The 23705-nt window shown below is 61.8% G+C and carries 28 protein-coding genes and 7 tRNA genes; 20 read left to right on the forward strand and 15 right to left on the reverse strand.

Features of this window, described 5'->3' with window-relative positions:
• Positions 1 to 39: 39 nt before the first annotated feature.
• Positions 40 to 297 (reverse strand): YdaS family helix-turn-helix protein, encoded by a 258-nt coding sequence (locus ACSVDO_RS14220; RefSeq protein WP_489592940.1) that lies wholly within the window; start codon positions 295 to 297, stop codon positions 40 to 42.
• A gap of 79 nt (positions 298 to 376) precedes the next feature.
• On the opposite strand from ACSVDO_RS14220, the gene ACSVDO_RS14225 reads away from it, so the two are divergent.
• From ACSVDO_RS14225 to ACSVDO_RS14275, 11 genes are all read left to right on the forward strand, one after another.
• Complete coding sequence (locus ACSVDO_RS14225; protein WP_489592941.1) at positions 377 to 1126, forward strand: S24 family peptidase; 750 nt, start codon at positions 377 to 379, stop codon at positions 1124 to 1126.
• 22 nt (positions 1127 to 1148) lie between these two features.
• Positions 1149 to 1553, forward strand: coding sequence for a hypothetical protein (locus ACSVDO_RS14230; RefSeq protein WP_489592943.1), 405 nt, complete (start codon positions 1149 to 1151; stop codon positions 1551 to 1553).
• 4 nt (positions 1554 to 1557) lie between these two features.
• Positions 1558 to 2178: a BRCT domain-containing protein gene (locus tag ACSVDO_RS14235; protein WP_489592945.1), complete on the forward strand. Its 621-nt coding sequence runs from the start codon at positions 1558 to 1560 to the stop codon at positions 2176 to 2178.
• A gap of 899 nt (positions 2179 to 3077) precedes the next feature.
• Complete coding sequence (locus tag ACSVDO_RS14240) at positions 3078 to 3458, forward strand: hypothetical protein (protein WP_489592947.1); 381 nt, start codon at positions 3078 to 3080, stop codon at positions 3456 to 3458.
• Positions 3459 to 4108: 650 nt separating this feature from the next.
• Positions 4109 to 4273 carry a hypothetical protein gene (locus ACSVDO_RS14245; protein WP_489592948.1) on the forward strand — a complete coding sequence of 55 codons (165 nt, stop codon included), beginning with the start codon at positions 4109 to 4111 and terminating at the stop codon, positions 4271 to 4273.
• A 42-nt stretch (positions 4274 to 4315) separates the two neighbouring features.
• Complete coding sequence (locus ACSVDO_RS14250; RefSeq protein ID WP_489592950.1) at positions 4316 to 5215, forward strand: ParB/RepB/Spo0J family partition protein; 900 nt, start codon at positions 4316 to 4318, stop codon at positions 5213 to 5215.
• Positions 5216 to 5273: 58 nt separating this feature from the next.
• Entirely contained in the window at positions 5274 to 5609 is a 336-nt protein-coding gene (locus ACSVDO_RS14255; protein ID WP_489592951.1) for a hypothetical protein, read from the forward strand.
• Positions 5606 to 5821: a hypothetical protein gene (locus ACSVDO_RS14260; protein ID WP_489592953.1), complete on the forward strand. Its 216-nt coding sequence runs from the start codon at positions 5606 to 5608 to the stop codon at positions 5819 to 5821. Before ACSVDO_RS14255 ends, ACSVDO_RS14260 begins: the two co-directional genes overlap by 4 nt.
• 51 nt (positions 5822 to 5872) lie before the next feature.
• Positions 5873 to 6808 (forward strand): recombination-associated protein RdgC, encoded by a 936-nt coding sequence (locus ACSVDO_RS14265; RefSeq protein WP_489592955.1) that lies wholly within the window; start codon positions 5873 to 5875, stop codon positions 6806 to 6808.
• Positions 6805 to 7173: a hypothetical protein gene (locus tag ACSVDO_RS14270; protein WP_489592957.1), complete on the forward strand. Its 369-nt coding sequence runs from the start codon at positions 6805 to 6807 to the stop codon at positions 7171 to 7173. Before ACSVDO_RS14265 ends, ACSVDO_RS14270 begins: the two co-directional genes overlap by 4 nt.
• On the forward strand, positions 7170 to 7406 hold the full coding sequence (locus ACSVDO_RS14275) for a hypothetical protein (protein ID WP_489592959.1): 237 nt from the start codon (positions 7170 to 7172) through the stop codon (positions 7404 to 7406). Before ACSVDO_RS14270 ends, ACSVDO_RS14275 begins: the two co-directional genes overlap by 4 nt.
• Before the next feature lie 143 nt (positions 7407 to 7549).
• Here the strand turns inward: ACSVDO_RS14275 and ACSVDO_RS14280 are convergent, their stop codons facing one another.
• Positions 7550 to 8116, reverse strand: coding sequence for a hypothetical protein (locus tag ACSVDO_RS14280; RefSeq protein ID WP_489592961.1), 567 nt, complete (start codon positions 8114 to 8116; stop codon positions 7550 to 7552).
• Positions 8117 to 8198: 82 nt separating this feature from the next.
• Between ACSVDO_RS14280 and ACSVDO_RS14285 the strand changes: the two genes are divergently transcribed.
• The 8 genes from ACSVDO_RS14285 to ACSVDO_RS14320 all read left to right on the forward strand — a co-directional run bounded on the left by ACSVDO_RS14285 (position 8199) and on the right by ACSVDO_RS14320 (position 13717).
• Entirely contained in the window at positions 8199 to 10046 is a 1848-nt protein-coding gene (locus ACSVDO_RS14285; RefSeq protein ID WP_489592963.1) for a DNA cytosine methyltransferase, read from the forward strand.
• Between the two features lie 50 nt (positions 10047 to 10096).
• Positions 10097 to 10981 carry a hypothetical protein gene (locus ACSVDO_RS14290; protein WP_489592964.1) on the forward strand — a complete coding sequence of 295 codons (885 nt, stop codon included), beginning with the start codon at positions 10097 to 10099 and terminating at the stop codon, positions 10979 to 10981.
• The gene (locus ACSVDO_RS14295) at positions 10978 to 11496 is read left to right on the forward strand and encodes a DUF1643 domain-containing protein (protein WP_489592966.1); all 519 of its coding nucleotides are present in this window, start codon (positions 10978 to 10980) and stop codon (positions 11494 to 11496) included. Before ACSVDO_RS14290 ends, ACSVDO_RS14295 begins: the two co-directional genes overlap by 4 nt.
• Positions 11493 to 11942, forward strand: coding sequence for a hypothetical protein (locus ACSVDO_RS14300; RefSeq protein ID WP_489592968.1), 450 nt, complete (start codon positions 11493 to 11495; stop codon positions 11940 to 11942). The genes ACSVDO_RS14295 and ACSVDO_RS14300 overlap by 4 nt, the downstream gene beginning before the upstream one ends.
• Positions 11939 to 12544 carry an ASCH domain-containing protein gene (locus ACSVDO_RS14305; RefSeq protein ID WP_489592970.1) on the forward strand — a complete coding sequence of 202 codons (606 nt, stop codon included), beginning with the start codon at positions 11939 to 11941 and terminating at the stop codon, positions 12542 to 12544. The genes ACSVDO_RS14300 and ACSVDO_RS14305 overlap by 4 nt, the downstream gene beginning before the upstream one ends.
• Positions 12544 to 12789 (forward strand): hypothetical protein, encoded by a 246-nt coding sequence (locus tag ACSVDO_RS14310; protein WP_489592973.1) that lies wholly within the window; start codon positions 12544 to 12546, stop codon positions 12787 to 12789. The genes ACSVDO_RS14305 and ACSVDO_RS14310 overlap by 1 nt, the downstream gene beginning before the upstream one ends.
• Positions 12790 to 12798: 9 nt before the next feature.
• On the forward strand, positions 12799 to 13377 hold the full coding sequence (locus ACSVDO_RS14315; protein ID WP_489592975.1) for a Lar family restriction alleviation protein: 579 nt from the start codon (positions 12799 to 12801) through the stop codon (positions 13375 to 13377).
• Between the two features lie 94 nt (positions 13378 to 13471).
• On the forward strand, positions 13472 to 13717 hold the full coding sequence (locus tag ACSVDO_RS14320) for a helix-turn-helix transcriptional regulator (RefSeq protein ID WP_489592977.1): 246 nt from the start codon (positions 13472 to 13474) through the stop codon (positions 13715 to 13717).
• Here the strand turns inward: ACSVDO_RS14320 and ACSVDO_RS14325 are convergent, their stop codons facing one another.
• The 12 genes from ACSVDO_RS14325 to tig form a co-directional block, all read right to left on the reverse strand.
• The gene (locus ACSVDO_RS14325; protein WP_489592979.1) at positions 13718 to 14731 is read right to left on the reverse strand and encodes a tyrosine-type recombinase/integrase; all 1014 of its coding nucleotides are present in this window, start codon (positions 14729 to 14731) and stop codon (positions 13718 to 13720) included.
• A gap of 158 nt (positions 14732 to 14889) precedes the next feature.
• A tRNA-Leu gene (locus tag ACSVDO_RS14330) sits at positions 14890 to 14981 on the reverse strand.
• 118 nt (positions 14982 to 15099) lie between these two features.
• Positions 15100 to 15175, reverse strand: a tRNA-Gly gene (locus ACSVDO_RS14335).
• Positions 15176 to 15305: 130 nt separating this feature from the next.
• Positions 15306 to 15647 carry a PaaI family thioesterase gene (locus tag ACSVDO_RS14340; protein ID WP_489592981.1) on the reverse strand — a complete coding sequence of 114 codons (342 nt, stop codon included), beginning with the start codon at positions 15645 to 15647 and terminating at the stop codon, positions 15306 to 15308.
• Positions 15648 to 15871: 224 nt separating this feature from the next.
• Positions 15872 to 15945, reverse strand: a tRNA-Cys gene (locus tag ACSVDO_RS14345).
• Positions 15946 to 15993: 48 nt separating this feature from the next.
• Positions 15994 to 16069 (reverse strand) — tRNA-Gly (locus ACSVDO_RS14350).
• A gap of 64 nt (positions 16070 to 16133) precedes the next feature.
• Positions 16134 to 16209, reverse strand: a tRNA-Gly gene (locus ACSVDO_RS14355).
• Between the two features lie 66 nt (positions 16210 to 16275).
• A tRNA-Gly gene (locus ACSVDO_RS14360) sits at positions 16276 to 16351 on the reverse strand.
• Positions 16352 to 16455: 104 nt separating this feature from the next.
• The gene (gene lon / locus ACSVDO_RS14365) at positions 16456 to 18873 is read right to left on the reverse strand and encodes an endopeptidase La (protein ID WP_332549690.1); all 2418 of its coding nucleotides are present in this window, start codon (positions 18871 to 18873) and stop codon (positions 16456 to 16458) included.
• A 144-nt stretch (positions 18874 to 19017) separates the two neighbouring features.
• Positions 19018 to 20280 carry an ATP-dependent Clp protease ATP-binding subunit ClpX gene (gene clpX, locus ACSVDO_RS14370; RefSeq protein ID WP_332539942.1) on the reverse strand — a complete coding sequence of 421 codons (1263 nt, stop codon included), beginning with the start codon at positions 20278 to 20280 and terminating at the stop codon, positions 19018 to 19020.
• Between the two features lie 101 nt (positions 20281 to 20381).
• On the reverse strand, positions 20382 to 20990 hold the full coding sequence (clpP, locus tag ACSVDO_RS14375; protein WP_283771304.1) for an ATP-dependent Clp endopeptidase proteolytic subunit ClpP: 609 nt from the start codon (positions 20988 to 20990) through the stop codon (positions 20382 to 20384).
• Positions 20991 to 21116: 126 nt separating this feature from the next.
• Complete coding sequence (gene tig, locus ACSVDO_RS14380) at positions 21117 to 22427, reverse strand: trigger factor (RefSeq protein ID WP_332539943.1); 1311 nt, start codon at positions 22425 to 22427, stop codon at positions 21117 to 21119.
• A gap of 422 nt (positions 22428 to 22849) precedes the next feature.
• On the opposite strand from tig, the gene ACSVDO_RS14385 reads away from it, so the two are divergent.
• Positions 22850 to 22926 (forward strand) — tRNA-Pro (locus ACSVDO_RS14385).
• Positions 22927 to 23055: 129 nt separating this feature from the next.
• Here the strand turns inward: ACSVDO_RS14385 and ACSVDO_RS14390 are convergent.
• Positions 23056 to 23691: a hypothetical protein gene (locus ACSVDO_RS14390; RefSeq protein ID WP_489592985.1), complete on the reverse strand. Its 636-nt coding sequence runs from the start codon at positions 23689 to 23691 to the stop codon at positions 23056 to 23058.
• Between the last annotated feature and the right edge of the window lie 14 nt (positions 23692 to 23705).

Consider the following 23705-nt stretch of genomic DNA (forward strand, 5'->3'; position numbering starts at 1 on the left):
GTCACGGACTCAGGAATGGGGCCGCCAAAGCGGTATGGCTCAGCCATGGGTGACCTCCTGGGTGGGCTGGACAGCAGGTGCGGTAAGCAGCGACCAGTTCACGCGGTCATTCAGGGACGCGCATGGGACGCCAGTGGCAGCGAACACATCGGGGCAGCGTTCGGCGGAAACGCGACCAACTTTGAGCCAGTGCTCAACATGCTGGCGAAGCACACCGTTGCCGACAGCATCAGCAAGGCGAGCCGGGCTTCCTCCGAATTTGTCCACCGCCTCTTGGATGCCTGTTCTCTGTTCCATAGGAGTCCTGATTTTGCAAAGTAGTTTGCAGTTTATCAGGCAAACAGGATTGCCAGCAAGTGACGCAAAATTGTTTGCAATGAAACAGACAATTGCCGATCAGGTCCGCGCCTTCATGGCGGCACAGGATGAGGGCTTCACTCCAGCAAAACTTGCCGAAGAAGTGGCAAAGCGCCAGCGCGACCTCCCTGAGTCAATGCGGTGCAAGCGCCAAAATATCGAGCAATTGCTGGAGCGAGATTTCCGCACAGTGCGCTATATCACTGCACTGGCTGCCGCAATGGGGACCACCGCAGAGGTGCTTGCCGCTGGGAAATTCGATCCGGCCGCGCCATCTCTTGCCAGCGCCCCCGGCGCGATAGATGCACCGGGCAGCGACATCGTGGACATGTCCAGCGAGGACTCGGTACGCATCCCGCTGCTGGCCAATCGCGGCAGCATGGGCCCAGGCAATGATGTGCTGGACGCGGACTATGTGGTCGGCGACATGACGCTATCGGCCCACTGGATCAACAAGCAGATCCGGCCAGCAAACATCCAGGAACTCCGCTTCATGCATGCCCACGGTGAGTCTATGGCGCCAACATTCAGCGATGGTGATGTGCTGTTGGTTGATGCAGGCGCTCGCGATCCGTCAAGCATGGAGGGCATCTATGTGCTGGAGGTGCATAGCAAGACGTACATCAAGCGCGTGCGCATGCGCATGGATGGATCGCTAGAGGTCAGCAGTGACAACGCAAACATCAAAACTGTGGACGTGCTGAACGGCGACCACGAAGTCCGGGTCATTGGCCGGGTCGTATGGGCCTGGAACGGGCGAAAGCTTTGACTTTCACACCGCGCAGTCGGCCTTGCCAAATTTCAAAAGCAACGGGGAATACATGCTAGTAACAGCGTCAGCCGCAAACCCACCGCCCATAAGCGATGACTTCGCCGCTCGCGTCAACGGGCCTGACAAAGGCCTCATCAATGCGTGGCTCGTAGGGCTTGAAAAGCGCGCCTTAGATCCTGCGCTCTCAAACAGAGCCCTGGAGGGCGAGTTGCCGCCCCTGCCATATAAGGGCGGAGTGGAAAAGCAAGTCAAAACTCGCAAAAAAATGGGATCCCTTTGGTACGTCGCCGCATGGCATGGTCTGCGCGGCGAAGACCTCAAGCTTGATACCGAGCAAGAGCTTCGGCTGATCTGCACCAAAACTCTCGTCCCTGTCACCTACACGTTCGATTCAGGCAAGCTGTTTAGTAGCCCAACGGAGTAAAACGATGTCCGAAGCCATCGCAAAAACCCTTGACAACCGAGCCCTCACCAAGGCGTCTCAGGTTCTCACCGGCATCGTTACAGGTATCGTCGCGGACGGCCAACTGCACGACATGGAAATCCAGATGCTCAGCGCTTGGATTGCGGCAAACAAAGCTGTCACGAACAGTTGGCCCGGTAGCGCCATCGCTGCGTTGGTAACCCAAGTCCTTGCTGATGGGCACGTCACCGAAGAAGAACGGCAGCACTTGCTTGGGAATCTGCAATCCCTGGTCGGCAGCGATTTTTCAGAAACCGGCTCAGCCTCCCCAGAAGTATGCGCACTCCCCTTCGACGCCGGATTGCCCAACTTCCAGCCGGGACACAGGCTGTGCTTTACAGGACAATTCCTGTATGGGACTCGAAATGCCTGTGAGCAATTGGCCCTCAAAGCTGGGCTAGAAACCGCTCCATCGGTGTCAAAAAAGCTCTATGCCTTAGTTGTCGGCAGCCACATTTCGCCCGACTGGGTCAACACGTCCTACGGACTAAAGATCGCTCGCGCAATGGCTCTTCGCGATGAAGGGTGCAGCATCCTGATCATTCATGAACGCGATTGGATACAGGCCCTCGCCCCTTCCCAGTGACATAGGGGGCCACTAGGGCTCGACCATCTACCTTCAACTCCATTGGCCACCTACGGGTGGCTTTTTTGTTTCCCATGCGCTGGCAGCGCCATTCAACTGCAATCAAAGCAAACTGATTTGCAAATATCGCTTGCCCGCAAGCAAACTTGTTTGCATAATTCATCCATCGCAGCACAAACAGCGACCGGCCCACCGGGCCCAGCTCCCAAGGAGCGCAGCAGGTTTGTGCACCACGCGATGGGTGGCACGGCATCGAACGACCCCCTCGGCCCTTTAACAAGATGGTGTGATTGAGGGAGGCGGGCGCGCGGGCATCGGTGCGTATGCCGTCAGCGCAGGAAATAGGAGGGCCTGGCCCTCAACCTTGGTCCGTCGAGTCGGAGACTACCTACTGCATCACTGGGGCCGCGCACACCCCGCCCCCCTCAATCACACCAGCCACATAGAGACAGCAATAGCCGGGCGCAGTGATCAGCAGCGCGCGGCGCGGGTTAAACCCGTCCCCCATCCTGCGTTATGCAGCCAAGGGCAAGCCGAAGGCCTACGGGCAGGAAGCACGCGGAAAGAAGTGCAACGCGTGAGACCAGAGCACTGCCGATTCGATGCCGGCGAAAGCATCCCAACAAGCAGCCTGCGCTGCGAAGGAGCACACATGCGAGATCAATAGGCCGGCAGACCCGGCCCAGCCTCTGCCAGTCACAGGCAGGCGTAGAAAGCCGCACGACAGCCGGCACGGGATCAAAGTTGGCCGATGGTTTGAGGAGTCACCCGCCCTCTTACACCAGATGACGCCGCCACAGACAGATAACCGCAGCCGCGGCGCCGCGCCCTGAGCGACATCAGGGCGAAAACACAAGCAGCTTCTTAGGAGGCTGTTTCTGTTTTCAAAGGAGCAAGACATGAGCGAAGCAAAGCACACGCCGGGCCGGCTGCGCGTCAGCAGTGGATGGCTGATCACCGCAGACGGCAGCATCCCGATTGCTGAGGAGTCGCCACACCATTCGCGCACCGAGAACGACGCGAACATGGCGCGGCTTGCGGCCTGCTGGAATGCCTGCGAGGGGTTGCCCATTTATGCGCTCGAGGCGGGCCGCATGTCGCCGGATGCATTCCAACTCAATGAATCGCGTGCGGATCAGGCCGAACGCCAACGCGACGAGTTGCTGGCGGCGCTGAAGGTCGTAGTCAGTGACTGGACCGCGCAATTCGAGCGCCAGGGTCACATGGCGCCCGCCTGGTGCAAGCAAGCCCGCGCCGCCATCGCCAAGGCAACCAGTTGACAGCACCCCGGAATCACCGCGTATAGGCGCGCGGCCTGGCACGGGCAAATGCCAGGGGCCATATCCAGAGGGAAGCTGCCTCAAGCCGAACAGCACACGGATGCAGATAGTGATCTGCGAACCCCTGCCAGGTGGGGCCATCACGCAGGCGTCTTGCCGCAGGGCATCTGCGTGATGGCGTGACCGGGTCAGCTCCGGCAAAGGGTGAAAGTCCCGGGCGCAAGCCCACCACAACCCTCGACGCTGCTTCAAGCGAAGCCATCTTCAACAAAAACTGTTTGCGCAAATCCGCAAGCTGTATAAAATCACACCACTGTTTAAATAAACACCATTTACAGACACCGTCCCGGCTGGATAGATGCCGGGGCCATCATTGAAGTGGCGGCGTGGATGGACACGCGGGACCGTAGAGCGAAGCGATGCACAAACGCGACGCGCGGCGCCAAGAGCTGGAATCAAGCCCAGCCCGCTTCAATGATGGTCAAGCCAGCTCGCGTAAGTACGCGCCGCACTGGTCAGGCTGGGCAGATGAGGGCCCGCCGCCATCTACCTTTTGCCCGCTTTTGGGTTTCTCGTTTTCAGCCGCGCCCGGCTCCTCCGTCCTCCCTCCTCCTCTCTTTCCGGGCATCACGCGGCTCTTTCTTCGCACCATGACCTACTACCACCCCGCCATCGCGCAGCGGGTGCTCTGCAAATCTGCGGAAGCCCTCGGGCTCCCAGCGCCAGCAGCCCTGCCGCCCCTTTCACCCGACGAGCTGCGCCAGCTGCTCAACAACCACCCCGCGCAGCCTGAGTGCAGCGCAGACGCAATCTAAGAAGCCGCCCTACGAGGCGGTTTTCTCTTTCTGGAGCACCAAATGTCCAACTCCAACCGCAAGATGTTCGACAGCGGCGAGGCCAAGCGCGCCGATGCCGTGCAGGTCCGCTTCGAAAGCATCCACGTCGAGCCCGGTTTCAACCTGCGCCAGCACGACGCGGCTTTCGAGGAAAGCATCGAGGCGCTGACACGGCACATCATGGCTGCCGGGAAATATCCTCCGCTTGAGGTGCGCATCCGACCTGAGGGCGGCGTGTGGATTGTGGATGGCCACCGGCGCTATGCGGCCTACGGGCGCGCCCTGGAGCGCGGCGCAGAGCTGCGCTGCCCCAAAGATGGTGGGGCGTGGATCCACGTCGTCTACTTCGAGGGCAACGACGCAGACCGCACCGCGCGCATCATCACCAGCGCCGCCAACAAGCCACTGACTGCGGTGGAGGTCGCCGAGGGCTACAAGCGACTGCGGGCGTTCGGCTGGGAGCCGGCCCACATTGCGGCGAAGGTCGGCAAGTCAACGGAGCATGTGCGCCAGCTGCTGGCCCTGGGCGACGCCAACAGTGATGTGCGCCAGATGGTCAACGCCGGCAAGGTCTCCGCCACGATCGCCGCCAAGACGGCGCGCCAGCACGGCGAGCAGGCCGGGGCGTTGCTGGGCCAGCAGCTTGAGGCTGCGACTGCCCAAGGCGAAGCCCGCATCACCGAATCCACCATCGCGGGCCCACGGGTCAAGAAAGCAGAGCTGCGCAAGGAAGCCGAGCGCCTGGAATTCCTGCTCTCGCACTTCGCCATCGTGCGCTGTGGCGGAAAGCTGGATCTGGTCTCTGACATCCCAAGCGAGCCCGGCTACTGGCTCGAGTACCCGCTGGAACACGCCAGCCAGGCCGGCGTCTTTGCCAGCGCCCGCGAGGCCATCGATTCGGCCATCTCGTCCAAACAGTAATTCCTCTCACCAAACCATCGCCGGCCCGCTTCTGCGGGCATTTTCTTTGGAGCGCGCCATGACCACCCGCATGCCCTTCCCCGCTGACGTGAACCCCGAGCCAGACGCGGAGTATCCGCGCAGCATGGCCCAGGCCTTCCCCTTTGATCCGCATCTCACCCCGCAGCCCAGCCGCCTTGAGCTCTTGAATCACCCCGGCCTCTGGATTTCCATCCTGCTGCTCGCTCTGGCCTGCCTGGTATTGACCGGCTGCAGCAGCGCCGAGGCCCAGGAGCCCAGCGTCAGCGCGGCAGATCAGCGACACGCTGCCAGCAGCTCGCGCGCCTGCCCACCTGGCCAGCATGTCGATTGGGAGGACGCAACCACGATGCGATGCCTCAAGCACCTCCCGTGACCGACCCCATCGCCAAGCGCCAGCGCGCCAAGCAGGCATGCCCCATCACCGGGGACCACGCCTGGCACTGGGCCGAGAACGTTCAGCAGCCCGCAACCAAGGCCAAGCGCCTGACGGTCACCACCAAAGGCTTCTACCAGTGCGCGTGCGGCGCGACCCAGATGGGCCCCAAGCAGCGCCAGCCGGCGAAGGCGAAGAAGAAGCCTCGCTGAATCCACCTCACCAACGCCCGCCATGCCGGGGGCATCTGCATTCTGATCACCATGTTCCAAAAACTCATCATCTACCGCATCGCCTCCACCTGGCAGGCCGATCTGGCCGCCGTCGAAGAAGCCCTGGCGCGCACGCCCTTCACCCCTTGCGGCCCCACGCAGGAGCGCTCTGCAGGCTGGGTGCCGCCGCGTGGCGAGGAAGAAGGCCTGTTTGCCGAGTCCATCGGCGGTCAATGGGTCCTGCGCTTCATGAGCGAGGCCAAGATGCTGCCCGCCAGCGTGCTCAACCGCAAGGTGCAAGAGAAGGCCGACGCCATCGAGCGCGAAACGGGCCGCAAGCCGGGCAAGAAGGAAAAGCAAGGGCTCAAGGACGAGGCCAAGCTCGACCTGCTCCCCATGGCTTTCACAAAGCAAGGGGGCATGTGGATCTGGATCGACCCCGCCGCGCGATTCTTGGTGCTCGACACCAGCAGCCAGACGCGCGCCGATGAAGTCGTGACGCTGCTGGTCGACGCACTGCCCGGCTTTGCCGTTGCCCTGCTCGACACGCAGACCAGCCCGCAAGCCGCCATGGCGCACTGGCTCACCAGCCAAGAGCCGCCAGTGGGCTTCACCGTTGATCAGGAGTGCGAGCTGAAGGCCGCGAGCGAGATGAAGTCGGTCGTGCGCTACGGCCGCCACCCGCTCGACATCGATGAGGTCAAGGCGCACATCGAGGCCGGCAAGCTGCCAACCAAGCTCGCGCTCACCTGGGATGACCGGGTTTCGCTGCTGCTGACCGAGAGCCTGCAGGTCAAGAAGCTCACGTTCCTCGAGACCGTGCTCGACGGCAAGGACGAAGGCGGATTCGACGCCGATGTGGCGATCGCCACGGGCGAGCTCAGCAAGCTGCTGCCCGACCTGATCGAAGCCCTAGGCGGTGAAGGCCGCACGGCGCTGGGCGAAGGCCTGCCCGCCGCACTGCAGCAACCAAAGGAGTCCCCATGAAAGTCATTCAAGCCCACGTGCTGCTCGCCATCCACATCACCGATCTCCCTCACATGGAAGACCTCTCGGTTTTGATCGAGGCCGGCGAACAGACCCTCTACCCCGCACAGCTCATCGTGCGCGCCAGCTCACGCACCTGGAATGCGCCCCTGTTCTGCAGCGAGGAAGACCCCGTCGTCCACCTGTCACGAATGACAGAAGGCCGTTTGCGCGATGCCCTCGAATTCAGCCGCCCATTCAGCCAGCGTGATGCACAGCAAGTCCGTGGCATGACCTCTGAGCTGGCGAAGGTGGTTCCTGCGGCCGTCCGGATGCATCTCGAGCGCATGCAACCAGCGCCAGCAGCACAGGAGGCTTGCCGATGAGTTGCCAGCCCAAAGGCTCCATGTGCATGGCCTGCAGCAACGGCAGCGCCGCTTGCGGCAAGCTCGAGTTCGACGCCATGCCAGTGATTCAGGTCTACCCCGATGGCGTCAAGGCTGTGAAGTGCAGCGGGCACCGCGCGAGCCAGCCGGCGCCAGCCAAGCGCTGTATCAGTTGCGGCGCCGTTGCACCCGATCAGCTCGAAGAAGGCCAGGGCCTGCCCTGCGGGCACTGAGTCGGCCGCCGAATTGGAAGACCTGGGCAGGCGGCACCACGTACCTCATTCCCACGGATTGCCCCGGCATCAGGTCGATCACGATCCGCAACTCGCACACGCTCGCCGATGAGCGGCCGATCCAGCACTAGAAATCGTTCGCTTCAGCGCGCGCCAGATGACCGAAAGAATAAATATGTTCGTTCCAGTATTCCCGGCTCGGGAAGATTGAGCTTTTTCACCTCTTCAGCAGTCAGGGCGCAGAAATGGTCAAGAAGTCTCAACATCTCAGCGGTAGTGAGTTCGTTTTGGCGGTTTTCCAGTTTCTGAACAGCCTCCTGTAGTTGCGCAATATAAGAGCGAAGCGATATGACACTTCTGGATTTTTGCCAAGAAAGATGCTCGATACGCGCAGCCACCCCCAGTTGAGCGATATCACCCATCGCAATTCTTCCAAAGAAAACAACGCCCCAGTTGTTCGCCGACACGCCGATTTTTAAACCGACCAAACACTCGTTAAACCCCTGAGCAAATGCTCTAGCGTTTATCAACGAGTGCCGCCGCTCTGCTCGCATGGGACTTCCTGATAACCACATGGCAATTGCCAATGCAGCCAGAGCTCCTATTGCTTGCATCCAGCCAGACCATTCGGCTTTAGTCATACACGACCACCAACTTTGAATTTGCCACTCTCCCCAAAGCAAGCAAATTTCTACGTTTTCAGCTGCCATAGCCCTCTCACCTCCTTGTAGTTGGCAGAGGGTACACGACCCGCCAGGCCCCTTAGGTGGGTCTTTTCATTTAAGGATACCCATGAAGCGTGACGCATTCACCCTGCCGCTGGCCTTCCCGGGCGAGCTCATCATCGACAACTTCGCCGGCGGCGGTGGCACCAGCACCGGCCTCGAAGCCGCTTTCGGGCGCCCGGTCGACATCGCGATCAACCACAACGCCGAGGCACTGGCGATGCACGCCGCCAACCACCCGCACACTCGCCACCTGTGCGAAAGCGTTTGGGATGTCGACCCCATCGAAGTCACGCAGAACCAGCCCGTGGGCCTGGTGTGGCTGTCACCCGACTGCAAGCACTTCAGCAAGGCCAAGGGCGGCAAGCCCGTGGAAAAGGAGATCCGCGGCCTGGCATGGATCGGCGTTCGCTGGGTCATCCGCACCAAGCCGCGCGGCTTCATGCTGGAGAACGTCGAAGAATTCCAGACCTGGGGGCCGCTGCTGATAGATGCGGATGGCCACGCCCGACCAGACCCCGCCAAGAAGGGACAGACCTTCCGGGTGTTCAAGCAGATGCTCACCACCGGCGTGCCGCTTTCGGAACGCGAAGGCAACGAATCCATTGAAGACGCGCGCGCCGCGCTGTGCACCGGACCATTGGCGCTGACCGAAGACGAGTTCGCGCGCCTGCTGGACGGCATGCACTACTCGGTCGAATGCGCCGAGCTGAAAGCCTGCGACTATGGCGCCCCCACCATCCGCAAACGCTTCTTCATGGTCGGCCGTCGCGACGGACTTCCTACCATCGCACGCCCACTCATAACGCATGCAGCACCAGGCAGCGAGCTGGCGCGCACCGGCAAGCTGAAGCCCTGGCGCACGGCCGCTGAGTGCATCGACTGGTCGATCCCCTGCCCTTCCATCTTCGAGCGCACCCGCCCCCTGGCTGATGCAACGCTGCGGCGCATTGCGAAGGGGATCATGCGGTACGTGGTGAATGCCGAACGTCCGTTCATCGTGCCTGGCGAGAGCGCCGGCACCGCCCCGTTCATGACGGAGCACGCCAACAGCTCGACGCAGCGAGTGTTTTCGGTTGAAGACCCAATGCGAACCCAGTGCGCGCAGGTCAAGGGCGGTCACTTCGCGCTTGTCTCGCCCACGCTGGTGCAGACCGGCTATGGCGAGCGAGAGGGCCAAGCGCCGCGCGCGCTGGACATCGGCAAGCCGCTGGGCACCGTGGTGGGCGGCGCTGCCAAGCATGCGCTGGTTGCGGCCTTCCTCGCCAAGCACTACACCGGCGTGATCGGCAGCGACCTGAACGACAGTATGGGCACGGTCACGGCGGTGGATCACCACAGCCTGGTGTCGGCACACCTCACCAAGTTTCGGACGGGCAGCACTGGCAGCCCATTGGACGAGCCCATCCATACCGTAACAGCCGGGGGTGACGCGGCACGGCCAAGCACAGGCAACGTCATGGGCATTGTCACCAGCAGCCTCATCAAGCTGCGAGGCACCAGCAGCACCGCGGCGACCGACGAGCCACTGCACACCGTCAGCGCTGGCGGCCAGCACCATGCCGAGGTCCGCGCGTTCCTGCTCAGCTACTACAGCACCGACCAGGACCCGAAGATCGGCGGCCCGCTGCCCACAGCTACTACGAAGGATCGCTTCGGCCTGGTGACGATCCACGGCCAGGACTACCAGATCGTGGACATCGGCCTGCGCATGCTGACGCCGCGCGAGCTGTTCAAGGCCCAAGGCTTCCCTGACACCTACGTCATCGGCGACGACGAAAGCCAGGGGCTGAAGCTCACCAAAAGCGCCCAGGTCCGCATGTGCGGCAACAGCGTTTGCCCGCCACTGGCCGAAGCCCTGGCCCGCGCCAACTTCGCCCATGAGGCGCAGATCTACGGCATGGCATCGGCGTGAGCCAGCCGAGCCAACCAAATTATTGCCATCGAATAAACGGAGATAAAACGATGACCGACAAGACACAACCCACCGCGCATGCGGAGATTACGGCGCCAATCTCCGCAGATTTGCGGGGAATAAACGGCGGAGCGCTGCCAGCGCCCATCACATACATGACTGAGGATCGCGCCTGCAAATGGGCGTGGGATCAGGTCCAACAAGACGTTGGCACCAAAGGCTGGACCGCAGGCGATTCTGGCAATTTCTTCGGCTTCTTCCTGTGGGGCTGGAACTACCGCGGACAGTATGAAACGCAACGCCCAGCCGCCCCACCAGCGCCCGCAGCCGTGGCAGTGCCGGAAGGCGTGAACGTTGATGCGTGGCGCAAGGGCGCACGCTTCGCCCTGGAAGCGGTGTCCAAGGTCGATCCCATTTGCTGGCTGACCGACAGCATGCGTGAGATATGCATCAAGCAGGCCGCAGACGAGGTGATCGCAGAGCGTGACCGCCTGCTTGCCGCTGCCCCGGCGCAGGAGCATGCAACCCAACTTGCGGGCCAGGGGCAGCACCCTGATGACGTGGCCGTCGATGCGCTTGCCGCCGCGATGAAAGCCAAGCTGGCCCGCCAGCGCGCCAAGGGCTACAGCGGCTGGAACAGCCAAGCATGCACGCAGCAACGTCTGTCCGAAATGCTGCGCGCTCATGTCGATAAGGGCGACCCCGTGGATGTGGCGAACTTCTGCGCCTTCTTGGATGCGCGCGGCGAAGGGATTGCGCCCGCCCAGGCGCAGGAGGATGCGCGCGATGCGGTGGAGCGAGCTGAGCGATACGAGGAAGCACTGCGGCACATCGCGGAGAACGCATTCGCTAATAAAGACTGGACATTCGCCCAACTGGTCTTGAATGGGCGCACCGTCGCCGCAGCCCGCGCTGCGCAAGGGGGTGCAGCATGAGCGCCATCCTGTCCCCCTGCGGCAAGTACCGCTACCGCCTGGAGCGCAACGTGTTTGCCGGTGGCCATGCCCTTGGTAAGACCGTCGCCTTCTTCGGCGTGAATCCATCGACCGCCGATGCCACCCTGGACGACGCAACCGTGCGCAAGTGGCGCGGCTTCGCGAAGCGCCTGGGCGGATATCGTTTCATAGTTGGCAACGTGTTCGCCTACCGCGCCACGGATGTGCGCGATCTGGCTCGGTCAGACAACCCCATCGGCCTCGAAAACAATCCTCACTTGTTGCGCATAGCTGCAGAGGCGGACATTCTGGTGCCCTGCTGGGGCAGCCGCAACAAGGTGCCGCGCGACCTTCGTGCACGCTTCGATGACGTGCTGGCCATGCTGATCGCGACAGATAAGCCGGTGCTGCACTTCGGCCTGACCGCGAGCGGCGACCCGAAACACCCGCTGATGCTGGGCTATGACACCCCGCTGACGCCATGGCGCGCAGCAGCGCAGAAAGGCGGTGCATGATGGCTGAAAACGTCGTGGAACTGGGCAACTACCGCTTCACCCACAAGCGGCGCCATCGATACCCGAAGCCCGAGTGCGAGCACAAGCGCGTCGAGCTCGACGACAACGGCGACATCGTGATGTGCTTGGACTGCGGCAAGCAGGTCAGCGCCTACTACGCCCTGCGCATGCTCACCGAGCACTGGGGCGAAGTGCAAAGCAAGATCGCCGCGAAGCAGGCCCGGACTGATGAGGCCCGCGAAAAGGTCATCCACCTTCTGGCAGCTCGGAAAGTGGAAGAAGCATGGCGTAGCCGGACCATGGTTCCGTTCTGCCCCCATTGCGGCGAAGGCATCAGCGCAACAGATGGCTTCGGTAGCGGACTCATCAACAAGGAAATCGACAACGCTCGGCGCGCCCGGAAGGCTGCACAGCGCGCCGCGGCGCAGCAAGGAACCACCCCATGAAAGAAACCGGACTGATGTTCAAGGCGCCACTGGTGCGCTCCATCCTCGATGGCTCCAAGACGCAGACACGGCGCCTGGTGAAGCCAGCGCCTGCGCGCGACCAGGTGCTGCGGCTCATCACGCCGCCCAGCGGCACCCCCTACGCCTTCTCGAACGAGCGCATTGACAGCCAGAATCTGCGCCGCATCCGCTGGGACTGCCAGGTGGGCGGCCCCGGCGACCGCATCTATGTGCGCGAGACGTTCGCGCACGGCATTCATGCAATGGCCGCGGCGCGCGAGGAAGACGGCCCATTCGTCTACGCGGCGGATGGCACCACCGAAGGCCGGCTCGGCAACAAATGGACGCCTTGCCTGCTGATGCCCAAGTACGTGGCCCGCATCTGGCTGGACATCACCGGCGTGCGCGTCGAGCGCCTGCAGGACATCTCCGAAGCCGACGCGAAGGCCGAGGGCGTGGACGCTGGAAAGTACCTCGGCCTTGACCGCGCCTATGCCAGGGCATTCAGCGAACTCTGGGAATCTACCGGAGGCGACTGGGCCGCCAACCCCTGGGTGTGGGTGATCGACTTCAAGCGCGACCTGGCGCAAAAAGGACAGTGATGGATGGCAAGCGCATCGTAATCGTGGGCGTCATTGGAAGCGGGCGCGCAGCGCGCATGGCGATCGCCCTGCAAGTGGCCGGCATGGCCATCCTCGCCCATGAGGATGTCCGCACCGTGGATCGCCCGCCCTCTGTGCCCGAACCACGGAGAGGATCCCACGACATCGCCCAGCACTGGGATGGCGACAACCGCAAGCGCGCCCAGTGGAAGAACGAAACCAACAAGCGCGGTCGAAACCGCTGAAAGTAAGCCATGACCACAGCACAAGACCAAAAGAGCCGCGAGCTGCTGCCCTGCCCGTTCTGCGGCCGCGAGGCGATGATGAGCCATTCGCGCGACGGCGAGGTATGCAATGTCCGCTGCGCCGGCTGGAGTGTCGGCAACTGCCTGGGCGCGGGTCCGAACTGCTACACAGAAGCCGCCGCGGTCGCTGGCTGGAACAGCCGCGCGCCAGCAGTACAAGCAGCGCGCGCACTGCCTGCGACTTCCTCCGTTTCGAACGCGCTCAGTGGCGTGGAGCCGGTGGCGTGGCTGCATGTCAACCGCCTGGGTACATCGCAAACGTTTACTAGCGAACCGCCCCCTGGATTCAAAGCGCAGTGCGCGCCGCTCTACACCGCAGCCCAGGTGCAGGCCATGGGCCGCGTGCCGCCAGGCTGGCAGGCCGTGCCGGCGGAGCTTTCGCCGGCAATGAAGCGGGAGGCCATGGATCTGCTCATGGATGGCGTCGACCTGTACACGCGGGGCGAGACGGTGGTGGTTGAAACGGCCGCGCCATCGCGCCTCTGGCGCGCCATGCTCGCCGCGGCCCGGCGACCGCCCGCCCCATGAGTCTCCGCAAACGAACGCAGCGCGACAAGCGCGCACCCATCCCCGACTTTGACCAGCCCGCCCAGCAAGCGGGCTTTTTTACGAATGGATCACCATGAGCGAAGCAGCACTCCTACAGAAAATCGATGCCCTCACATCAGGGCTGGACGCCCTCACCTCGGCCGTGCTGCTCATGGCCCAGCAAAAGGGCGCGCGCCTGACCTCCGCCCAGGTAGTGGAGCGCGTAGGCCGCACCCGCCAAACCATCACCAGCATGGTGCGCCGCGGCGACTTCCCCGAGCCCTGCGCCGACGGCAAATGGTTGCTGTCCGATATCCTGGAATGGGAGGCCGGGAAGTGATCACCCCAGGCGCGCGGCAATGTCGCCCGCCTTGGGGTTGTAGTAGACCAGCGCCTGGTCCATTCGCGACCAGCCGAACATCTTGCACAGGTCCATCACGGCCTGTTGCGCCGGAATGCTGCCGCTGCGCAGACGGCCAGCAATCATCGTCGCTGCCGTGTGTCGGCTGTCGTGGAATGTGAATCCCGACAGTCCGGCCCGCGCCCGGTATTTGCGGAACATGGCATCCAGCGACTGGCTTGTCAGCCCGAACACCTTCTCATCATCCCATCCCCGCATGCGGTCAATGATTACCCGTGCGCGCGTCGAAAGCGGCACCTCGCGGCGCTTGCCGTTCTTGGTGATGTGCAGGATCACGTGATCCTCGCGCACGTCATCCCACTTCAGCCCGCAAATCTCCCCCGCCCGCATTCCCGTCAGCAACGCGATGGCAAACGCCATGCCCACGGCTTGCTGCACCGAGCGCACTGGAGCACTCCCGTAATTGAGCGCGCGCATCATCGCGACGATCTGTCGCCGCGATATGACCACCTCACGATGATCTGGCTCAGCAGGCCGGCGCACGTCGCTCATCGGATTAGCGGCGATCCACCGCCACTCCCTGCGCGTCGTCGTCATGATGGACGACAGCAGGTTCATGTCGCGCAGCACCGAGCCACGGGCGCGGATCTTCAGGCGCGCGTCACGCCATGCGGCGAAATGATCCGGCGTCAGGTCCGAGAGTTTCGCCTTTGCCGGAAACTGGTCATGCGCCAGCAGTGCATTGATGCGTATGACTTCCTTGGCGCCGCCCCGCTTGTCGGGCGAAACCTCGGCGGCATAGCGCTGCATCGCCTGGGCCAGAGTTTTAATCTGCCCGGTGGTGCCTTTGGCCGCAGACTTCATCTCCAGCCGCTTGCGCGCCATCCACTCCTCAGCTTCGCGCTTTGTGTCGAATGTGCCGCCGACACGCTCGCCGCTGATCTGCATCTGCACCCGCCATGTGCCTTCGGCGGTTTTTTTTGGCGCTGCCATCGTTGCTCCCGTGAATTTCCCCGGGAGATTCCCGTGAAGCCAGCTTCACGGACTATCAATCCCGGGTGTTGAAACGGGATGAATCGTATCCGTGAACTCACGGAATTGCACGGATTTCACTCTGTGCGCGTGGTTTCAGATGAAACCACAGAACCTATTGGTGCCCCGAGCCGGGATCGAACCGGCACGCCCCTTAACGGAAAGCGGCGGATTTTAAGTCCGCAGTGTCTACCAATTTCACCATCGGGGCGATGTGCATGACCGGCGTTGCGCCGGGCAGCAGGAAATTCTATCGCATTCAACCGGCAACAGGCCTATGCGCTGCGCCATGAAAAAAGGGAAGCTGCAAAGCTTCCCTTTTCATAATTTGGAGCGGGAAAACGGGTTCGAACCGTCGACCTATACCTTGGCAAGGTATCGCTCTACCAACTGAGCTATTCCCGCATATTTCTGCAGCTTGGTGTCTTGCAGAACAAGCAAGAATTATAGCCAGAAATTTCTCGCGTTTTGGAAACTCACGGCTTTTTCATGAAATTTTCATCCCGCTCCATCCAACCCAGCCCTCTTCGCCCGCTCAAGCCGGGCTCTTGACGATGGGCAGGATGCCGCTGGCGCGCACCATGTCGCGGCCGCCGACACGCAGCACGCATTCGGCGAAGCACAGGCGCCCGCCGGACTTGGTCAGGCGCACATGGGATTCGAGCCAGTCCTCGAGCTCCACCGCCTCGAGAAAATCGATGGACAGATGCGCCGTGACCACGCCTTGCTGACGTGCGCGCGCGATGTTGTAGCCCAGCGCGTTGTCGATCAGCACGGAAAGCATGCCGCCATGGGCCTTGCCGTGCAGGTTCAGATGGTGGCTGGCGATGCGCAGGCCGAAGACCACCATGCCCTGCTCGTCCTCACGCTGGTACATGGGCCCGAGGTGGGCTATGTAGGGACTGACCGTCTGGTAGGGTGCAAATCCCGGTGGAACTGCCACGGTGGCAGGGCGGTGGCTGGCGCGGAGACTGGATTCGGACATCATTCGTTGCTTGTTTCGTGGGGCATCTCATGGGAACCGCTGGACACGGCAAGCTGCCGCGCCAGAATGCAAAAAAGCCAGAATTCAGGTGAATTCTGGCTTCTTGCTATGAAATCTGGAGGCGCGAACCAGAGTCGAACTGGTCTAACCGGATTTGCAATCCGGGGCATAACCGCTTTGCTATCGCGCCAAAACTCACACTTAGAAAAATGGGAAGCATGTGCTTCCCATTCTAATTTGGAGCGGGAAAACGGGTTCGAACCGTCGACCTATACCTTGGCAAGGTATCGCTCTACCAACTGAGCTATTCCCGCAAAAACCTGAGAAACTTTCATCTCTCCGGAATTTCGCCAGCCACCGAAGCGACCGACTAAAAACTGGAGCGGGAAAACGGGTTCGAACCGTCGACCTATACCTTGGCAAGGTATCGCTCTACCAACTGAGCTATTCCCGCAAAACCTCAAAAAACTTTCATTTCTCGAGGCCTGCGCCAGCTGCCAAAAGCAACCGGCTAAAAACCTGGAGCGGGAAAACGGGTTCGAACCGTCGACCTATACCTTGGCAAGGTATCGCTCTACCAACTGAGCTATTCCCGCATTTCCTCTGCAGCCTCACATTCTACAATGTTTCGTTGCTGCGATGGAATGAATTGTAGCGTACTTTTTTGCCCGCTATTCGCAAGCACCAAATTTTTTCAAATTCAGTGCTGCACCGCAGCCGCGGAACCCGCGGCCTTGGCGTTCGCGACCATGGCTGCGACCTCCTCGTCGGTCAGCGGCTCGGGCATGCGTTCGAGCGCATGCTTGAGCACCTGGTCGACCCAGCGCACGGGAACGATCTCGAGGCCGCTTTTCACGTTCTCGGGAATGTCCTGCAGATCCTTGACGTTTTCCTCGGGAATCAGCACGGTCTTGATGCCGCCGCGCAGCGCAGCGAGCAGCTTTTCCTTCAGACCGCCAATGCCCGTGACTTCACCGCGCAGGGTGATTTCACCGGTCATTGCCACATCGGCGCGCACCGGAATGCCCGTGAGCGCGGACACGAAGGCCGTGCACATGGCCGCGCCGGCGCTGGGGCCGTCCTTGGGCGTCGCGCCGTCGGGCACGTGCACATGGATGTCGCGCTTTTCAAAGGCTTCGTCCTTGATGCCCAGCAGACGCGCGCGGCTGCGGATCACGGTGCGTGCGGCCTCGACCGATTCCTTCATCACGTCGCCCAGCGAGCCGGTGCGCGTGATCACGCCCTTGCCCGGCATGGTCGCGGCTTCGATGGTCAACAGATCGCCGCCCACTTCGGTCCACGCCAGACCAACCACCTGACCGACCTGGTTCTGCTGCTCGGCGCGGCCATAGGTGTACTTCTGCACGCCCAGGAACTCAGACAGGTTGTCCGCGGAGACCACCACCGGAGCGGTCATCTTCGCCAGCTGCACGGCCTTGACCACCTTGCGGCAGATCTTGGACAGTTCGCGCTCGAGCGAGCGCACGCCGGCTTCACGCGTGTAGTAGCGCACCACATCGCGAATTGCCGATTCCTGCACTTCGAGCTCGCCTTCCTTGAGGCCGTTGTTGGTCAGCTGCTTGGGCAGCAGGTAGCGCATTGCAATATTGACCTTCTCGTCCTCGGTGTAACCCGACAGGCGGATGACTTCCATCCGGTCGAGCAGCGCCGGCGGAATGTTCATCGAGTTCGAGGTGGCGACAAACATCACGTCGCTCAGGTCGAAGTCGAGTTCCACATAGTGGTCGCCAAACGCATGGTTCTGCTCGGGGTCGAGCACTTCCAGCAGCGCGCTCGAAGGGTCGCCGCGGAAGTCCATGCCCAGCTTGTCGATTTCGTCGAGCAGGAACAGCGGATTGCGCGTGCCGACCTTCTCCAGGCTCTGCAGCACCTTGCCCGGCATGGCGCCGATATAGGTGCGGCGGTGGCCGCGGATCTCGGCTTCGTCGCGCATGCCTCCCAGCGCCATGCGCACGTACTTGCGGCCCGTGGCCTTGGCAATCGACTGACCCAGCGAGGTCTTGCCCACGCCCGGTGGGCCGACCAGGCACAGGATGGGCGCCTTGACCTTGTCGACGCGCTGCTGCACGGCGAGGTATTCCATGATCCGGTCCTTGACCTTGTCGAGGCCGTAATGGTCCTCGTTGAGCACCTCTTCGGCGTTCACCAGGTCATGCTTGATCTTGGTCTTCTTGCTCCAGGGCAGGCCGGTGAGCACGTCGATGTAGTTGCGCACCACGGTGGCCTCGGCCGACATGGGCGACATCAGCTTGAGCTTCTTGAGCTCGGCTTCGGCCTTCTTGCGCGCGTCCGCGGGCATCTTGGCCAGGCGGATGCGCTTTTCGATCTCTTCGAGGTCGGCGCCCTCTTCGCCTTCGCCCAGTTCCTTCTGGATGGCCTTGACCTGCTCGTTCAGATAGAAGTCGCGCTGGCTCTTCTCCATCTGGCGCTTGACGCGGCCACGGATCTTCTTGTCGACGTTGAGGATGTCGACTTCGCGGTCGAGCTGCTCGAACAGGTTCTCGAGTCGGGCCTTGACGTCCGCCAGGTCGAGCACGGCCTGCTTGGCCTCGAGCTTGAGCGGCAGATGCGCGGCAATGGTGTCGGCCAGGCGGCCGGCATCGTCGATGCTCGAGATCGAGGTCAGGATTTCTGCCGGGATCTTCTTGTTGAGCTTGACGTACTGGTCGAACTGCTGCGTCACCGCACGGCGCAAGGCCTCGATTTCGCTGGGCTTGTGGGCCGCGTCATCGACTTCGACCGGAGCCACCGTCGACAGGAAGTGGGTTTCGTGGTCGATGATGGCCTCGACACGCGCGCGCTGCTGGCCTTCGACCAGCACCTTGACGGTGCCATCGGGCAGCTTGAGCATCTGCAGGATGGTGCAGACGCAACCTACCTCGAACATGTCCGACACGGCGGGCTCGTCCTTGGAAGCGGTCTTCTGCGCCACCAGCATGATGCGGCGGTCGCCTTCCATCGCCAGTTCCAGCGCCTTGATGCTTTTGGCACGGCCCACGAACAGCGGGATCACCATGTGCGGGAACACCACCACATCGCGCAACGGCAGCAGCGGCAAATCGAGAGAGGAGGAAGGCAAGAGCTTGGATCCTGACATGGAATTCCTTGGTAACTGTGCGGAATATGATCCGCTTGCGGCGTTTTTCAACCCCATGACCCTGCCCATTTGAAAGGCATGGCACCTGGAGCCGGCGCAATCCGGCCTGGGGCCGGATTGCGCCAACGCCCTGCATGGCGAAGATCAGGCTTTTTTGGCGGCTTCGCGGTAGACGAGCAGCGGCGGCTTGCCATCTTCAATGGTGGACTCGTCGAGCACCACTTTTTCCACGTTGTCGGTATTGGGCAGTTCGAACATCGTGTCGATCAGCGACAGCTCGAGCAGCGAGCGCAGTCCGCGCGCGCCGGTCTTGCGGGCCAGCGCCTTGCGGGCAATGGCGCGCAGGGCCGCGGGACGGATCTCGAGCTCCACGCCTTCCATCGCCAGCAGCTTGCTGTACTGCTTGACCAGAGCGTTCTTGGGCTCGGTCAGGATCTGCACCAGCGCGTCTTCACTGAGTTCGGCCAACGCCGTGACCACGGGCATCCGGCCCACGAGCTCGGGGATGATGCCGAACTTGATCAGATCTTCGGGCTCGATTTCCTGGAACATGTCCGAAACCGAACGCTGCTTCTTGCTCTTGACGACAGCGCCAAAGCCAATGCCCGACGCTTCGGTGCGGTTCTCGATCACTTTTTCGAGACCCGCAAACGCGCCGCCGCAGATGAACAGGATGTTGGTCGTGTCAACCTGCAGAAAATCCTGGTTCGGATGCTTGCGACCACCCTGGGGCGGAATGCTGGCCATCGTGCCTTCGATCAGCTTGAGCAGCGCCTGCTGCACGCCTTCGCCGGACACGTCGCGCGTGATGCTGGGGTTGTCCGACTTGCGCGAAATCTTGTCGATCTCGTCAATGTAGACAATGCCGCGCTGCGCGCGCTCGACTTCGTAGTTGCAGCTTTGCAGCAGCTTCTGGACGATGTTCTCCACGTCTTCGCCCACATAACCGGCTTCGGTCAGCGTGGTCGCATCGGCCATGACGAACGGTACGTCGAGCATGCGCGCGAGAGTCTGCGCCAGCAACGTCTTGCCCGAGCCTGTGGGGCCGATCAGCAGGATGTTGCTCTTGGCGAGTTCGACATCGTCCTTGCCGGCCTTTTCCTTGTGGCGCAGGCGCTTGTAGTGGTTGTAGACCGCTACCGACAGCGTGCGCTTGGCGACCTCTTGGCCGATCACATAGCTGTCCAGATTCGCCTTGATCTCGGCCGGCGTGGGCAGATCGCCACGCGCGTCGCGTGCTTCATCGGCGGGCTTCTCGTCCCGGATGATTTCGTTGCACAGATCAATACACTCGTCGCAGATAAAGACCGACGGACCGGCGATCAGCTTCTTCACTTCATGCTGGCTTTTGCCGCAGAAAGTGCAGTAGAGGTTTTTTTCGCTGGAAGTGCCTTTTTTCTCGGCCATGGGAGCGGTGCCTTGTTACAAAAGTGTGGAAAACGATGATACCGAAATAAAAAACGGCGCCTCCCTCCAGGGGAAACGCCGCCGGCCGGAGGAACGCAGGCTCAGGCGCGCTTGCTGATCACTTGATCGATCAGACCATAGTCCTTGGCTTCGTCCGCCGACAGGAAGTAGTCGCGTTCGGTATCGCGCTGGATCTTCTCCAGCGGCTGACCGGTCTGCTCCGCCAACACGCGGTTGAGCTGCTCACGGGTCTTGAGGATTTCACGTGCGTGAATCTCGATTTCCGTGGCCTGGCCCTGCATGCCGCCCAGTGGCTGGTGGATCATGACCTTGGAGTTAGGCAAAGCATAACGCTTGCCCTTTGCCCCTGCCGACAGCAGGAATGCGCCCATGCTCGCGGCCATGCCGGTGCACAGTGTCGATACTTCGGGCTTGATGAAGTTCATGGTGTCGAAGATCGCCATGCCCGCGCTCACCGAGCCGCCAGGAGAGTTGATGTAGAACGAAATGTCCTTTTCAGGGTTTTCGCTCTCCAGAAACAGCAGCTGGGCGACAACCAGGTTGGCCGTCTGGTCATTGACCGGGCCGACCAAAAAGATCACGCGCTCCTTGAGCAGGCGCGAGTAAATGTCGTAAGACCGTTCGCCACGACCCGATTGCTCGATGACCATCGGGACCATGCCAAGGCCTTGTGTATCCAGTGCGCTCATGTTTTCTCCATTCAATGGGGGTACTGTACCCAGAAAAGAAATGGGGCCTGTGCACGAAAGCACAAGCCCCAAACTAGGGTTTTCCCACAAAAGCGCAGCGCTTTCATGGGAAACAGGGCACCTGGCTTACGCTTGACCCATCAGTTCGTCGAACGACACCGACTTGTCGCTGATCTTGGCCTTGCCCAGCACGAATTCGGTGACGTTGTTTTCAACGACCACGGCTTCGACTTCGGCCAGACGCTGGCGATCGCCAAAGTACCAGCGCACGACTTCTTCGGGCTTCTCGTAGCTCGCGGCCAGCTCTTCGACATGGGCCTTGAGCTGCTCGGGCGTGGCGTGCAGTTCATTGGCGCGCACCAGCTCGGCGACCACCAGGCCCAGGCGCACGCGGCGCTCGGCCTGGGGACGGAACACGTCTTCAGGGATTTCTGCCTTTTCGGCGTCCTTGATGCCGCGCTGCTTGAGTTCGGCACGTGCGCCTTCGAGCAGACGGGCGACTTCGGCTTGCACGCTGGCGTTGGGCAGATCGAGTTCCGCCTTGGCAACCAGTGCATCCATCACGGCTTGCTTGTTGCGCGCCTGCAGGCGGAACTTGACTTCGCGCTCGAGGTTCTTCTTGATGTCTGCGCGCAGGCCGTCGACGGTGCCGTCGGCGATGCCCAGCGACTTGGCCAGGGCTTCGTTGACTTCGGGCAGGTTGGCGGCTTCGACCTTCTTGAGGGTCACGAGGAAGTCAGCGGTCTTGCCGGCAACGTCCTTGCCATGGTAGTCCTCGGGGAAGGCCAGGGGGAAAGTCTTGCTTTCGCCGGTCTTCATGCCGCGCACTGCGTCTTCGAATTCCTTGAGCATCTGGCCTTCGCCGACCAGGAACTGGAAGTCTTCGGCCTTGCCGCCAGCGAAGGTTTCGCCGTCGATCTTGCCTTCGAAGTCCACGGTCACGCGGTCGCCATCGGCAGCCGCTTCGTCTTGCGCGCGCTGGGCGAACGTGCGACGCTGCTTGCGCAGGATGTCGATGGTCTTGTCGATCGCGGCGTCGTCGACTTCAGCCGACAGCTTGTCGACTTCGGCGGTCGACAGATCTTCGATCTTGACTTCGGGCAGCACTTCGAACACGGCGTCGAACTGGGCTTCGCCTTCGGGTGCGCCTTCCTTTTCAGTGATGCGGGGCTGGCCGGCAACGCGCAGCTTGGCTTCGCTCACGGCCTGGGCGAAAGCTTCGCCGACCTTGTCGTTCAGCACTTCGTACTGCAGCGAGTAGCCGTAGCGCTGTGCCACGACGTTCATGGGGACCTTGCCGGGACGGAAGCCGTCCATCTTGACCGTGCGCGCAACACGCTTGAGGCGCGTTTCGACTTCGGACTGGATTGCGGACAAAGGCAAGCTCAGCGTGATCTTGCGCTCGAGCTTTTCGAGGGTTTCAACAGTAACGGCCATGGTTCTTCCTAATCAGGGATATGTGGACCGTGCCGGCTGCAGTGCAGCCTGCACCGTGTTCCGCAAAGTCTCACATGGATGGTGCGCGGAGACTTCCGCACACCAAGAAAATCAATAGCTTAGGCAGCGGGCGTCCAATCCACACAGGATGAAAGCGCTTCGCGCACTAAAAATCGAATCTGCAATTATAGCGAGCGGGCAAACCTCCCTGGCGCAAGGCTGGCAAGGGAAACCCTGCGACCGCTGCCCAGCGGGCTGTATCGCCCCCGCCGCAGCGCCGATTCGCGCCGCGCACGCCCTGCCCCGCAGCCTGATTTTGCCGCCGGAAACCGTCGCTCAACGGCTGCGCAGGCCGCTGTTTGTGAAAAAAGCAGCGATTTGCCAAAAGCAGTGGATTGTTTGTCATACAATAGCATTCTCGTCGGCGTGTAGCGCAGCCTGGTAGCGCACTTGCATGGGGTGCAAGGGGTCGAAGGTTCGAATCCTTTCTCGCCGACCATTGATTCAAAAAAGGACTTGGCTTTGCCAAGTCCTTTTTTCGTTTCAGCGGCACGCAACTTCGAGCCGCGAGGAAAAAATGCCCGGGCAACCACCATCGCCCAGGCATCTGAAGAAAATCCCCTGCTGCTTACTTGCTCTTGCCGGAGCCCTCCTTGTCCGCACCCTTGCCGCGGCTCTCCTCCTCGGGGCGCGAGCGCCCCGACCTCCACTGACTGAATTCATCGGCGAACTTCTGGTAGCGCTCGCCGCGCCAGGCGCGGTAATCGTCATCCAGCGCATTCAATTGTTCGTCGCGCCACTGGTGGTAGTCGGAATCGAACTGCCGCGACTTATCGCGCCCTTCGCGCTCCTGCGCGCCATATCGGGCGGGATCTTCATGACCGGTCTCCCCGCGCTGGCCGTAGGCAGCCGGAAAACTGCGCTGGCGGTATGCCGGCGCGTCGTCATAAGGCGCCGCGCTGCGCCGGGATGCGCCAGCATGGCGCCCGGCTTCGTAGCCCGGGTCGCCGCCGTAATTGCCGCGGCCTTCATAACCGCGATAGACATCGCCACCACCACGCCAAGGCTGGTCGATATCACGATATCCATAGTCCGCACGTTGCGGATAGCGCTCCTGCGGCCCGGCATTTTCACGGCCGTAAACAGGCGGCGGGTAGGCGTAATCGTCGTCATCACGACCTCCCCGCCACAGGTGATTGGGTTCATTGCGTACATTCGGCGGCCCTCGCCGATAATCACTTTCCTCATAGCTACGTGAAACCATTTGAATATCTCCAG

The sequence above is a fragment of the Comamonas sp. DB36 genome, from assembly GCF_057914905.1.

What these genes read in the sequence shown, in the direction of transcription:
- ACSVDO_RS14220 (WP_489592940.1), bottom strand. Translation starts at nt 297, where the DNA reads ATGGAACAGAGAACAGGCATCCAAGAGGCGGTGGACAAATTCGGAGGA.
- ACSVDO_RS14225 (WP_489592941.1), top strand. Translation starts at nt 377, where the DNA reads ATGAAACAGACAATTGCCGATCAGGTCCGCGCCTTCATGGCGGCACAG.
- ACSVDO_RS14235 (WP_489592945.1), top strand. Translation starts at nt 1,558, where the DNA reads ATGTCCGAAGCCATCGCAAAAACCCTTGACAACCGAGCCCTCACCAAG.
- ACSVDO_RS14240 (WP_489592947.1), top strand. Translation starts at nt 3,078, where the DNA reads ATGAGCGAAGCAAAGCACACGCCGGGCCGGCTGCGCGTCAGCAGTGGA.
- ACSVDO_RS14245 (WP_489592948.1), top strand. Translation starts at nt 4,109, where the DNA reads ATGACCTACTACCACCCCGCCATCGCGCAGCGGGTGCTCTGCAAATCT.
- ACSVDO_RS14250 (WP_489592950.1), top strand. Translation starts at nt 4,316, where the DNA reads ATGTCCAACTCCAACCGCAAGATGTTCGACAGCGGCGAGGCCAAGCGC.
- ACSVDO_RS14255 (WP_489592951.1), top strand. Translation starts at nt 5,274, where the DNA reads ATGACCACCCGCATGCCCTTCCCCGCTGACGTGAACCCCGAGCCAGAC.
- ACSVDO_RS14265 (WP_489592955.1), top strand. Translation starts at nt 5,873, where the DNA reads ATGTTCCAAAAACTCATCATCTACCGCATCGCCTCCACCTGGCAGGCC.
- ACSVDO_RS14270 (WP_489592957.1), top strand. Translation starts at nt 6,805, where the DNA reads ATGAAAGTCATTCAAGCCCACGTGCTGCTCGCCATCCACATCACCGAT.
- ACSVDO_RS14275 (WP_489592959.1), top strand. Translation starts at nt 7,170, where the DNA reads ATGAGTTGCCAGCCCAAAGGCTCCATGTGCATGGCCTGCAGCAACGGC.
- ACSVDO_RS14280 (WP_489592961.1), bottom strand. Translation starts at nt 8,116, where the DNA reads ATGGCAGCTGAAAACGTAGAAATTTGCTTGCTTTGGGGAGAGTGGCAA.
- ACSVDO_RS14285 (WP_489592963.1), top strand. Translation starts at nt 8,199, where the DNA reads ATGAAGCGTGACGCATTCACCCTGCCGCTGGCCTTCCCGGGCGAGCTC.
- ACSVDO_RS14290 (WP_489592964.1), top strand. Translation starts at nt 10,097, where the DNA reads ATGACCGACAAGACACAACCCACCGCGCATGCGGAGATTACGGCGCCA.
- ACSVDO_RS14295 (WP_489592966.1), top strand. Translation starts at nt 10,978, where the DNA reads ATGAGCGCCATCCTGTCCCCCTGCGGCAAGTACCGCTACCGCCTGGAG.
- ACSVDO_RS14300 (WP_489592968.1), top strand. Translation starts at nt 11,493, where the DNA reads ATGATGGCTGAAAACGTCGTGGAACTGGGCAACTACCGCTTCACCCAC.
- ACSVDO_RS14305 (WP_489592970.1), top strand. Translation starts at nt 11,939, where the DNA reads ATGAAAGAAACCGGACTGATGTTCAAGGCGCCACTGGTGCGCTCCATC.
- ACSVDO_RS14310 (WP_489592973.1), top strand. Translation starts at nt 12,544, where the DNA reads ATGGATGGCAAGCGCATCGTAATCGTGGGCGTCATTGGAAGCGGGCGC.
- ACSVDO_RS14315 (WP_489592975.1), top strand. Translation starts at nt 12,799, where the DNA reads ATGACCACAGCACAAGACCAAAAGAGCCGCGAGCTGCTGCCCTGCCCG.
- ACSVDO_RS14320 (WP_489592977.1), top strand. Translation starts at nt 13,472, where the DNA reads ATGAGCGAAGCAGCACTCCTACAGAAAATCGATGCCCTCACATCAGGG.
- ACSVDO_RS14325 (WP_489592979.1), bottom strand. Translation starts at nt 14,731, where the DNA reads ATGGCAGCGCCAAAAAAAACCGCCGAAGGCACATGGCGGGTGCAGATG.
- ACSVDO_RS14340 (WP_489592981.1), bottom strand. Translation starts at nt 15,647, where the DNA reads ATGTACCAGCGTGAGGACGAGCAGGGCATGGTGGTCTTCGGCCTGCGC.
- lon (WP_332549690.1), bottom strand. Translation starts at nt 18,873, where the DNA reads ATGTCAGGATCCAAGCTCTTGCCTTCCTCCTCTCTCGATTTGCCGCTG.
- clpX (WP_332539942.1), bottom strand. Translation starts at nt 20,280, where the DNA reads ATGGCCGAGAAAAAAGGCACTTCCAGCGAAAAAAACCTCTACTGCACT.
- clpP (WP_283771304.1), bottom strand. Translation starts at nt 20,990, where the DNA reads ATGAGCGCACTGGATACACAAGGCCTTGGCATGGTCCCGATGGTCATC.
- tig (WP_332539943.1), bottom strand. Translation starts at nt 22,427, where the DNA reads ATGGCCGTTACTGTTGAAACCCTCGAAAAGCTCGAGCGCAAGATCACG.
- ACSVDO_RS14390 (WP_489592985.1), bottom strand. Translation starts at nt 23,691, where the DNA reads ATGGTTTCACGTAGCTATGAGGAAAGTGATTATCGGCGAGGGCCGCCG.